The organism is Agrobacterium sp. ST15.13.015 (assembly GCF_027871645.1).
In the GTDB taxonomy this organism is placed as follows: Bacteria; Pseudomonadota; Alphaproteobacteria; order Rhizobiales; family Rhizobiaceae; genus Agrobacterium; species Agrobacterium leguminum.
In genome coordinates this window covers 66,649-77,184 of the sequence record NZ_JAQAHF010000005.1, presented here as the reverse complement: position 1 = coordinate 77,184, position 10,536 = coordinate 66,649, and the positions used below count along the sequence as shown (strand labels likewise).

The 10,536-nt window shown below is 59.8% G+C and carries 9 protein-coding genes; 3 read left to right on the top strand and 6 right to left on the bottom strand.

Annotated elements, in window-relative coordinates:
- Positions 1–43: 43 nt before the first annotated feature.
- Positions 44–1,969: an autotransporter assembly complex protein TamA gene (locus tag PIB16_RS09570; protein WP_271045525.1), complete on the bottom strand. Its 1,926-nt coding sequence runs from the start codon at positions 1,967–1,969 to the stop codon at positions 44–46.
- 175 nt (positions 1,970–2,144) lie between these two features.
- Positions 2,145–2,396, bottom strand: a complete 252-nt coding sequence (locus tag PIB16_RS09565; protein ID WP_003492347.1) for a YMGG-like glycine zipper-containing protein — start codon at positions 2,394–2,396, stop codon at positions 2,145–2,147.
- Between the two features lie 370 nt (positions 2,397–2,766).
- On the opposite strand from PIB16_RS09565, the gene hemA reads away from it, so the two are divergent.
- A complete protein-coding gene (gene hemA, locus PIB16_RS09560) occupies positions 2,767–3,984 on the top strand; it encodes a 5-aminolevulinate synthase (protein WP_078052391.1) in 1,218 nt (405 codons plus the stop codon).
- Positions 3,985–4,019: 35 nt separating this feature from the next.
- Here the strand turns inward: hemA and dxr are convergent, their stop codons facing one another.
- Positions 4,020–5,213 (bottom strand): 1-deoxy-D-xylulose-5-phosphate reductoisomerase, encoded by a 1,194-nt coding sequence (gene dxr / locus PIB16_RS09555; protein WP_271045524.1) that lies wholly within the window; start codon positions 5,211–5,213, stop codon positions 4,020–4,022.
- Between the two features lie 188 nt (positions 5,214–5,401).
- Between dxr and PIB16_RS09550 the strand changes: the two genes are divergently transcribed.
- Positions 5,402–6,103 (top strand): phosphatase PAP2 family protein, encoded by a 702-nt coding sequence (locus tag PIB16_RS09550; RefSeq protein ID WP_271045523.1) that lies wholly within the window; start codon positions 5,402–5,404, stop codon positions 6,101–6,103.
- Between the two features lie 31 nt (positions 6,104–6,134).
- Positions 6,135–7,388 carry an FAD-dependent oxidoreductase gene (locus tag PIB16_RS09545; RefSeq protein ID WP_271045522.1) on the top strand — a complete coding sequence of 418 codons (1,254 nt, stop codon included), beginning with the start codon at positions 6,135–6,137 and terminating at the stop codon, positions 7,386–7,388.
- A 6-nt stretch (positions 7,389–7,394) separates the two neighbouring features.
- On the opposite strand, the gene PIB16_RS09540 is transcribed toward PIB16_RS09545, so the two are convergent.
- The 3 genes from PIB16_RS09540 to PIB16_RS09530 are packed head-to-tail and all read right to left on the bottom strand — an operon-like array spanning position 7,395 to position 10,516.
- Entirely contained in the window at positions 7,395–8,321 is a 927-nt protein-coding gene (locus PIB16_RS09540) for an ROK family protein (RefSeq protein ID WP_271045521.1), read from the bottom strand.
- A gap of 3 nt (positions 8,322–8,324) precedes the next feature.
- On the bottom strand, positions 8,325–9,497 hold the full coding sequence (gene nagA, locus PIB16_RS09535) for an N-acetylglucosamine-6-phosphate deacetylase (RefSeq protein ID WP_271045520.1): 1,173 nt from the start codon (positions 9,495–9,497) through the stop codon (positions 8,325–8,327).
- Positions 9,494–10,516: an SIS domain-containing protein gene (locus PIB16_RS09530; RefSeq protein WP_271045519.1), complete on the bottom strand. Its 1,023-nt coding sequence runs from the start codon at positions 10,514–10,516 to the stop codon at positions 9,494–9,496. Before PIB16_RS09530 ends, nagA begins: the two co-directional genes overlap by 4 nt.
- Positions 10,517–10,536 lie beyond the last annotated feature (20 nt).

The window sequence follows — 10,536 nt, the reverse complement described above, 5'->3', positions numbered from 1 at the left end:
AGGGTAATCTACACTCTGTTGCAAGGGTGTTCGACTGCGGCGTTTAAAAAGACTGACCGATGCCAGCATAAATGCCGAAACTGTTGCCACCATCGTATTTGTCGAGCGGCATGGCGACATCGAGACGCAGAGGCCCGAAGGGCGTCGCGTAACGCAGACCGATACCGGCGCCAGCCCGGATATCGGAAAAATCGGGTGCCACGTCTTCCGAAACCACACCCGCATCGATGAAGGGGACGATGCCGATCGTGTCGGTGACCTTGATGCGGGCCTCGATGGAGCCGACGACATAGGAGCGGCCGCCCGTCGCATCGCCGGCGGCATTATAGGGCGATATTTCCTGATAGCTGTAGCCGCGTACCGATCCGCCGCCGCCGGCATAAAAGCGCCTGGTGGTGGGTATGTCCTGCAGATCGCTGCCACCGACCAGCACGCCGCCGGAAAGCTTTCCGGCCATGATCAACCGGTCCTCGGCGCCAAGTCCCTTATAGCCCGAAATGGAGCCTTCGAAAGAGGAAAAGAAGGTGCCGTTCAGTGCTTCATAGCTTGGCTTGGCGGCCACAGAGGCGCGAAAGCCTTCTGTTGGGTTCAGTTTGTCGTCGCGTGTATCACGAACGAATTCCAGCGGGATGGAGGTGGTGAGATATTCGTTCTTGCCGAATGCGTCTTCCGTATCGGCCCATTGCACCTCGAGGCCGGCTGCGGCCGTATCGGTATCGTTCAGCTCGTAGGCGAAACCGGCCGTGCCAGTCACGGTCTTGGCGTCGTATGTATCCGGGTGTTCGGTCTTGGCAATCAGGCTGGTCTTGAAGGTGGTGCGCGGATTGAACATGCCGGGCTTGGTGAAAGTGATACCCGCCGAATAATCCATGCCTTCGACGCTCGATGCCTCTGCGATGCGCGAAACCGAACCTTCGATACGCAGCGATTCCGCCTGCCCGAACAGGTTCCTGTGGCCCCAATAGCCCTGAAGGCCGATGCCTTCCGTGGTGTAATATTGCGCGCCGACGCCGAAATAGCGGTGCTTGCCTTCCGAAACCTCGATGGTAAGCGGAATGGTACCGTCGCGCGCCAGCGTTCCCGCTTCCTTGATGGTCAGGCTGGAAAAGACGCCGAGCTGTCGCAGCCTGTCGGCGGCCTTGCGCAGTTTTTCCGGCGAATAGGGCTCGCCGCCATTGAGGCGCGAATAACGGCGGATGAAATCGCCATCGACGGTTTTTTCACCCGTGACGGTCACCGTGCCGAGGGGCGCCACGGGACCGCCTTCGGCCGCCATGGTAATGTCCACCGTGTTTGTAGCGTGGTTGGCGACGGCCTCGCGTTTCGTCAGCTTCGCAAGCGGACGGCCTTCGGCCTTCAGATCATCGATCAACTTGTTGCCGGCGCGGATGATGGCGAGAGAACCCGCGTCGCCGCCGGTCGTCAGGCCATATTCCTCAAGGGTGCGGCCGGTGACATCGCCTTCAAGCCTGACATTGCCGAGTTTGAAGACCGGGCCGGGCGTAACCGTAATGACCACGGGTACCGGAGCGGAATGATCGAATACCGGATTGGGCGGCAGGCTATCCACATCCTTGCCGGCAACGGTGACCTTGACGATGCCGCCATAACGGGCGTTTTCATAAAGCGCCGCGATCAGCCTGTCCCGGTCGTCTCTTGCCTTTATCAGAAGGCCAAGATCACCGGAGGCCGGCTTGTCCTTGTCGGCAAGAAGAAGCGAACTGTTTTCCAGGCTGTCTTTCAGGGAACTATCGGCGTCCGTGGCATCGAGCGTGACGGCGTATTTGACGGGGTTGATAACCTCGACCTCGGGTTCTTCCGAACCCCAGAGGCGCATGCCGAACAGTTTGAAGGCAAAGGCATCACGGGTAAACGCCGGATACAGGGCGAACGTCACAGCAACCGCAAGCGCGGTGCCAGCTTTCCGATACGCAATACCTGTCTTCGGGTTAGTTCGTGTTCTTCGCATAAGCTGCTTTATGGTTGAGCCTTTATTGTCGCCCTAACCCGTTTCCTGTCCGTTAACGTTGCAATTTAATCATAAATAAACGGCTTTGAGGACCCTTGCGCTTGTGTTTTGCCGCCCAAAACGCAAAAAGCCCCGGTTGACCGGGGCTTCTGTGCAACGGTATTTCGCGAAGCGATTAGCGGCAACGCGCCGTGTAACGCTGACCGTACTGGTCGCGATAATAGCAATAGCCCGGTTCGGAAGCATTGCCGATCAGGGCACCGCCCACGCCGCCGATTGCCGCACCCACTGCCGCGCCACGAACGTTGCCCGTGATAGCGCCGCCAAGGACAGCACCGGAAACGGCGCCGATCGAAGCTCCCTTTTCGGTCTGCGTGCAGCTTGCGAGCGACAGGCCGACCAGCGCAAATATGATTGCCTTTTTCATGAAACTCTCTCCAACGTTACAATGAGCTCTTGTGGCTCGGTAGGCGTCCCATATTTATCTGCGGCGACTGCTACCTCCGACCGCCACAGATAACTAACAATTCGATGTCGTTTAGGGAAGCCTCCACTTTCGGCATTCCTCCGAGCGTAATCGATTGCGTCCCAAACAACGGCGCGGCGCAAAAAAGGTTCCAAAAATCCGGGTTTTTTGATGTGAATCAATTTTGTACTTTTCATCGGGTTCTATAAACGGTTTATTGGAATGGTTCAAAACAACGGCGAATTGACGCAGACGCGGTTAATGTGGCCCGCAAGGGTTGACGGTCCCGGTGTCGAGGCACAAAACGATCTGGTCAATTCTGGAGCATGGCATGGACTTCGAGGCATTTTTCACGACGGAACTGCAAAGCCTGCATTCTGAGGGACGTTATCGCGTTTTTGCGGATATCGAGCGCCAGCAGGGCAATTTCCCACGTGCGACACGGTATAACGCCAATGGCGAGCGCAAGGATGTGACCGTCTGGTGCTCCAACGACTATCTCGGCATGGGCCAGAACCCGAAAGTCATCGAAGCCATGAAGGCCGCCATCGATCACTGTGGCGCGGGTGCGGGAGGCACCCGGAATATTTCTGGCACCAACCACTACCACGTCCTGCTCGAGCGCGAACTTGCCGATCTCCACGGCAAGGAATCGGCGCTGATTTTCACCTCGGGTTATGTCTCCAACTGGGCGACCCTCGGCACGCTCGGTCAGAAAATTCCGGGTCTGATCATTTTCTCGGATGCGCTCAACCATGCATCGATGATCGAAGGCATCCGTTATGGCCGCTGCGAGCGGGTGATCTGGAAGCACAACGATCTCGAAGACCTCGAAGCCAAGCTCAAGGCGGCGGATCCGAATGCGCCGAAGCTGATCGCCTTCGAATCCGTCTATTCGATGGATGGCGATATCGCGCCGATCAAGGAAATCTGCGATCTGGCCGACCGTTATGGCGCCATGACCTATCTCGACGAAGTTCATGCCGTTGGCATGTACGGACCGCGCGGCGGCGGCATCGCCGAGCGCGAAGGCCTGATGGATCGCCTGACGATCATCGAGGGAACGCTCGGCAAGGCCTTCGGCGTCATGGGCGGCTATATTACCGGCTCCACGGCAGTTTGCGACTTCATCCGCTCCTTCGCTTCCGGCTTCATCTTCACGACGGCCCTGCCGCCGTCGCTTGCCGCCGGTGCGATTGCGTCGATCCAGCATCTGAAGGCAAGCCCCTTCGAGCGCGCCCGCCATCAGGACCGGGTGCGCAAGCTTCGCGGCCTTCTCGATGCGCGCGGTATTCCGCACATGGACAACCCAAGCCACATTGTGCCTGTCATGGTGGGCGATGCCGCCAAGTGCAAATGGATTTCGGATATCCTGCTCGACAGTCACGGTGTCTATGTGCAGCCGATCAACTATCCGACCGTGCCGCGCAAGACCGAGCGCCTGCGCATTACGCCGACACCACTGCACAGCGATGCCGATATCGAGCATCTGGTCGGCGCGCTGCACCAGCTCTGGTCGCATTGTGCGCTGGCGCGGGCGGTGGCGTGAGGCCGCAATTTAGATAAGAGAAGACCGGGCCGCGTTTACGCGGCCTTTTCTTTGGTGGCGATCAATTCGCGGGCGTGACGACGGGCCTCATCATCCGCTGCGAAGACATCTTCGATCGTGGCGGCGGAGCGGCCGTCATGCATGCGGTCCATGACCGTTTCGACGATCTCGGCCATATCGAGAAAACCGATATTGCCTGCAACGAAAGCGTGAAAGGCGGTCTCTTCGGCGGCGTTCAGGGCAGCGCCCTGTAGACCGCCGCGCTCCAGCGCGGTGCGAGCCAGACGGATCGCCGGGAAACGGGCCTCATCCGGCGCTTCGAAATCGAGCCGCGCAAGTTTTGCAAAATCCAGCCGCTCGACACTTAGATTGCCGCGTTGCGGATAGGTGAGGGCATAAGAAATCGCAGTGCGCATGTCGGGAGAGCCGAGCTGGGCGATATAGGAGCCGTCGGTGTAACCCACCATCGAATGGATGATCGACTGCGGGTGGACGATCACCTCCACCTGATCGGGCCTGAGATCGAAGAGATATTTCGCCTCGATCATTTCCAGCCCCTTGTTGAACATGGAGGCGCTGCCGATGGAAACCTTCAGCCCCATCGACCAGTTGGGATGGGCGCGGGCGATATCCGCCGTGACATTGGCCATCTCCTCGCGCGACCAGGTGCGGAACGGGCCGCCGGATGCGGTCAACACGATGCGTTCCACGGCCTGCTTGTGTTCGCCCGTCAGGCATTGGAAGATTGCGCTGTGCTCGCTGTCGACCGGGATCAGCCTGCCGCCGCCCTGCTTGACCGTGCGCAGAAAAACATCGCCAGCCGAAACCAGGCATTCCTTGTTGGCGAGCGCTATGTCTGCGCCACGCCGTGCGGCTGTAAGAGTAGGTGCAAGGCCGGGGGTTCCGGCAATCGCCGCCATCACCCAGCCGGCATCCGTCGACGCGGCCTCTTCGAGGCCGGATTTACCTGCCGCAACCGCGATGCCGGTGCCGGCAAGGGCCGATTTCAGCGCTTCGTATTTGTCGTCCTCGGCGGTAACCGCAAGCCGCACGCCGAATTCCCGCGCCTGTTCCGCCAGAAGCGCGATGTTGCCCGCGCCGGTCAAAGCCGTGATCTCGAACGCGTCGCGGCCACCCAGCTGGCGGACGACATCCAGCGTATTGGTGCCGATCGAACCGGTCGAACCCAATATTGTCAGCTTGCGTGGCATTTCACTGGCATTCGTCATTTTCAGTCCGTCGGTCGTTTCCGGTTCGCACCTCTCGGTGCACGTCGTTTTCCCGAAAACGCCATGCACTTTCGAGCAACATTCCTTAGCCTCTACCCGCGAAAACCAGCCATAACAAGGACAAAGCCGGGGCTATTGTTTTTGCGGAAGGCAAAGCCATATGCAAGAAAAACAATGAGAGGATATCGATGCGACGTTTTCTGGTTTCCAGCGGGTGGATTTTTGCGGCAAGCCTTGTGCTGGTCCTTGTCTTCATTCCTTTTGATCCGCGTCTTTCCGAAAGCGCGCAGGCGCTGCCAGGCGGCGTGGTCTCCTTCAATCGCGCCATTACCGATTTCGGAACCTTCCGCTGGATGCTCTATTCTACCGGCCTTCTGGCGATATTGGCCTATATCGCCGCACGGGTTTTAAAGGCGCAGACCTATAATGGACGGCTGAGGACGGCATGGCGGCTTCTTACCTATTTCTTCCTGACGATCGGAACGGCGAGCATTCTCGTCCATACGCTGAAATTCCTGATAGGACGGGCACGGCCGGAGCTTCTGCTGGAAATGGGCGCCTATAGCCTCACCCCATTTACCGGCGACAATCTCTATGAAAGTTTCCCCTCAGGCCATTCGACCGCCGCCGGGGCGTTTTTCGGCGCTTTCGCCATGTTGATGCCGCGCTTCCGCTGGGCGTTTCTCCTGCTTGCCCTTGTCATCGGTGTTTCGCGTGTCATCGTCGGTGCGCATTATCCAAGCGATGTCGCCGCCGGGCTTTTGCTCGGCATGTGGACGGCCATGGCCTTCGCCTTTATCTTTGCCCGGTCCGAAATGCTGTTCCGGTTCGATGCGCAGGGCTGGCCGCAGCCGAAGAATGTAAACCTCCTGGCGGCGGATACACGATAAGGCCTTCAAGCGGGATGTAAGGGGGAAGGTGATGGAAGAAGCGACAATCGCTCCGGGAAATGACGGCGGGGCCGTTCAGCACATCCGCACGTCCGTCGTCGTGGCCGGTGGCGGGCCGGCGGGCATGATGCTTGGCCTGCTGCTTGCGCGCAGCGGTATCGATGTTGTGGTCGTCGAGAAACACGGGGATTTTCTCCGCGATTTTCGCGGCGACACCATCCACCCTTCAACGCTTGAATTGATGGAGCAACTCGGTTTCATCGATGAGTTTCTGAGCCTGCCGCACACACGTGCACCAAGGCTGAATGCGATTATCGGCGGCGAGCGTATCACGATAGCGGATTTTTCCCGCCTGCCGGTCCGCCACCGCTTCATCGCCTTTATGCCGCAATGGGATTTTCTCAATTTCATTGTCGGCAAGGCGGGGCAATATGAAAATTTCCGATTGCTGATGAATGCGCCGGTGACCGGACTGATCGAGCGCGGCGGGCATGTCGGCGGTCTCACGGTCAGCACGCCGGAAGGCGTCATCGAGATCGAAGCCGATCTGGTGGTGGGGGCGGATGGGCGCAACTCCACCGTCCGCGAGGCGGCGGGGCTGGAAGTGCAGCGCTTCGGCATTCCGACCGAGGTGCTGTGGATGCGCCTTTCGAAACAGCCCGACGATCCGACGGAAACCATGGGGCATGCCGGTTCGCGGCAGGGTTTCGTCATGATCAACCGGGGCGATTACTGGCAATGCGGTTATGTGGTGCGAAAGGGATTTTTCGCCGACATAAAGCTGCAGGGAATTGAAGCCTTCAGGGACAGGGTTGCGGAAATCTGCCCTTTCCCACGCGAAAGGCTCGATGAGCTTAAGAGCTGGGACGATGTGCATCTCCTCACCGTCCGTATCGACCGGCTGAAGCGCTGGTGGAAACCCGGCCTGATCTGCATCGGTGATGCGGCCCACGCCATGTCCCCCGTCGGCGGTGTCGGCATTAATCTGGCCATTCAGGATGCGGTTGCGGCGGCCAATATATTGGTGCCGGTGCTCGTGTCCGGCCGGGCCATTGCCGATGACGATCTCGCCGCGATTGAAAAGCGACGATCCTTCCCGACCAAGGCCACGCAATTTCTGCAGCGGATGATGCGTATCGGCGGCAAGAAGGGCCGGGCCGATGCGGAAAAACCGAAAGGACCGCCAGCCTTTGTGCTGGCCATCATGCGGTTTCCGCTTCTTTCCCATTTGACCGGCCGGCTGGTGGGATTGGGTTTTCGCCGGGAAAAGATCGAGACGATGTGATGCCGCTCAGGCAGTGACGGCGGCTTCTTTCTCATATTTCAGCCCGATAACGGCGGATCCGATCAACCCCGGCTCGATGCGGCAGATGGCGGGAACGACCAGAGGGCGGTCGAAGCGCCTGAGAATGCGGCTCCTTACCACCTCGTCAAGAGCGGCGAGAAGCGCCTTCGAATTCGAAAGTCCGCCGCCGACCGGTACGATGGTTGCGCCGGTCACGTTGATCACCATTGCCAGAGGCGAGGCGAGAATATCGATAAGGACATCAATGGTTCTTGCGGCCTTCGGATCGCCCGCCTGCCAGGCTGCAATAATATCCTCGCTGGTCATCGCCTGCTGGTGAAGATGCGAATGCAGTTTTTCCATGCCACGGGCGCTGCCGATTGCGTCGACGCAGCCGGTAAGCCCGCAACCGCATTCGAAACGCGGCAGCGAAACCGGCGGATTTCCGGCCAATGTCGCGGCCACCGGCCCATGTCCCCATTCGCCGGCGAAACCGCCGTCGCTGTTGATGAGCTTGCCGTCGATCACCAGCCCGCCGCCGACACCCGTACCAAGGATGACGCCGAAGACCACGCGATGACCCCGTCCGGAACCGATTTCCGATTCGGCGATCACGAAGCAATCCGCGTCGTTCGATACGATGACGGGAAGGTTCAGCGCCTTTTCCAGCTCGTCCTTCAAGACCCTGCCATGGATGCTCTGAATATTGGCGACAGTGGCCTTGCCGGTGTCGGGATCGATGACGCCGGCAATCGACAGCGACACGCAGGCGGGTGTGCCGCCGCTATTGTCGATGACGGATTTCAGGCCGGCGGCGAAGTCTTCGAAACTGGTCTTGGGCGTCGGGATACGCGGCACGGGCCGAATATCGTCGGGAGCGTAAGCAATCGCGCCCTTGATGGTCGTTCCGCCTATATCGAAACAAACGATCATGATTCAGGCTCCGGAACGGGTGGCATCGTGGATTTTTTCTGCGCCGATCCATGTCGAATGCATCTGAAGGTCGGGTGTCAGCATGACGAAATCCGCATCGAAGCCGGGCAGGAGCTTACCCTTGACGGAAGCGCCGATTGCCTCGGCGGGATAAGCAGACGCCATTCTCAAGGCTTCTTCCAGCGGTGTGTCCAGCTTTTCATGCATGAAGCGTATGCAGGAGAGCATATCGATATCCGCCCCCGCCAGCGTGCCGTCGGCCAGCGTCAGCCTGCCGCCGTTGCGATAGACGCGCCTGCCGTTCAGTTCGAAACCGTCATCATCCGTGCCGATGGTGGACATGGCGTCGGTGACGAGGAAAATGCGCCCGGGATTATTCTTGGCGCGAAGCGCAATGCCGATCGCTGCAGGATCGACATGAAAGCCGTCAGCGATCAGCCCGCAATCCAGCTTGCCGTTCGAAAGTGCCGCACCCACCAGTCCCGGCTCGCGATGGCCGAGCGGGCTCATGGCGTTGAAGAGATGTGTCACCATGGATGCGCCTGCCTCGGCATAGGCCGTCGCCACGCCAAGGCCCACATCGGTATGGCCGAGGCTGACGACGATGCCGGCTTTGTGCAGCGCTGTGACCTGCGCTTCGGTTACGTTTTCCGGGGCGATGGTTGTCAGCACGAAAGGAAGCTTCGCCTTGCAGTCCGTCAGAACCGCAAGATCGGCCGTTTCCATCTTTCGGATCAGCGCCGGATCATGGGTGCCCTTGCGTGCAACGGAAAGATGCGGCCCTTCGAAGTGCAGGCCGAGAAAGCCCGGCACCCCTGCCTTGTGGGCGGCGATGCCGGCTTCGGCGGCTTTGGTTGTGATATCCGGCCGGTCGGTGATGAGTGTGACCATCAGCGCTGTGGTACCGAATTGCGCATGGGCCGAGCAGATGCGGGCAATGCCTTCCACATCCGGCTCGTTGTTGAACATCACGCCGCCGCCGCCATTGACCTGAAGGTCGATGAAGCCTGGCGCAATGAACAGTCCTTCCGCGTCGATGATTTCGGCGTCTGCTGGCACGGATACGCGGTCAACAATGTCGGCAATGTGGCCATCACCGGTCACGAGCGCTTTGCCATCGTGCCACGCGGCGCCATCGAAAATGCGGGCGCCGACAAATGCCTTGCTGCTGCTCATTGGGTTTCCGTCACCTTCTTCAATGCCACGGGCGCATCCGGGTTGAAGCCGCGGGCGCGCGACAATTGCTCGATGAAGCCGTAAAACGGCGCGATCAGCAACAGGGCGTCGGTCAGCGGGTGATTGGTTTCCACAAACGGCAGGGGCTTGGCCGGGCTGCCTTTTGCGGAGGTGACGAAAACACTTGCGTCCCTACCGGCGAGACCGGCCGCGATATCCGTCACGGAGGTTTCGGCGCGGTCACGCGCGGCAAAAGCGATGACGGGAAATTTCGGTGCGACCAGCGAAACGGGGCCGTGCATGACTTCCGCCGATGAATAGGCTTCCGCGTGGAGTTCGCAGGTTTCCTTGCATTTCAGCGCGGCTTCCGCGGCAATGGCCAGCGCCGGACCGCGGCCCAGCATATAGAGCGATTCCTCACCCTTGACCGCTTCGCCGATCTGGCTCCAGTCGAGTCCGATGGCCCTGGCAAAATTCTGCGGCAAGGCGCTGACGGCTTTGGCGAGCAGGCTGTCTTCCGTCCATTCGGCAAGGATTGCGAGGCCAGCGACGATGGAGTTGACGAAAGATTTGGTTGCGGCCACCGCCTTTTCAGGGCCCGCCTGGATATTGATGGCGTGATTGGCCGCATCGCCGAGCGGGGAGGGCAGGGTGTTGACAAGCGAGAAGGTCAGCGCGCCGCCCTTGCGGGCGCTTTCCGCCAGAGCGACGATGTCAGGGCTTTTGCCGGATTGCGAGACGGCGAAGGCCGCCGCCCGGTCCAGCCGCAGCTTCGTCTGGTAGATCGAGGCGAGCGAGGGGCCGAGCGAAGCGACCGGAAGCCCGGTCTGCAATTCGATCGCATATTTCAGAAAATGCGCGGCGTGGTCGGAGGAGCCTCGTGCAATGGTGACGATAACGGCCGGGTCACGGGCCTTCAGCCTGTCTCCGGCTTCGTGGAAGTCGGCATTGGCATTGTCCAGCAGGCGGGCGACTGCATCGGGAATCTCATCGATTTCCTGGCGCATCAGGGTTGTCATCGTTTCGTGTCCTTGATCAA

Coding starts and splice junctions, on each gene's coding strand:
- PIB16_RS09570 (WP_271045525.1), bottom strand. CDS start 1,969: ATGCGAAGAACACGAACTAACCCGAAGACAGGTATTGCGTATCGGAAA.
- PIB16_RS09565 (WP_003492347.1), bottom strand. CDS start 2,396: ATGAAAAAGGCAATCATATTTGCGCTGGTCGGCCTGTCGCTCGCAAGC.
- hemA (WP_078052391.1), top strand. CDS start 2,767: ATGGACTTCGAGGCATTTTTCACGACGGAACTGCAAAGCCTGCATTCT.
- dxr (WP_271045524.1), bottom strand. CDS start 5,213: ATGACGAATGCCAGTGAAATGCCACGCAAGCTGACAATATTGGGTTCG.
- PIB16_RS09550 (WP_271045523.1), top strand. CDS start 5,402: ATGCGACGTTTTCTGGTTTCCAGCGGGTGGATTTTTGCGGCAAGCCTT.
- PIB16_RS09545 (WP_271045522.1), top strand. CDS start 6,135: ATGGAAGAAGCGACAATCGCTCCGGGAAATGACGGCGGGGCCGTTCAG.
- PIB16_RS09540 (WP_271045521.1), bottom strand. CDS start 8,321: ATGATCGTTTGTTTCGATATAGGCGGAACGACCATCAAGGGCGCGATT.
- nagA (WP_271045520.1), bottom strand. CDS start 9,497: ATGAGCAGCAGCAAGGCATTTGTCGGCGCCCGCATTTTCGATGGCGCC.
- PIB16_RS09530 (WP_271045519.1), bottom strand. CDS start 10,516: ATGACAACCCTGATGCGCCAGGAAATCGATGAGATTCCCGATGCAGTC.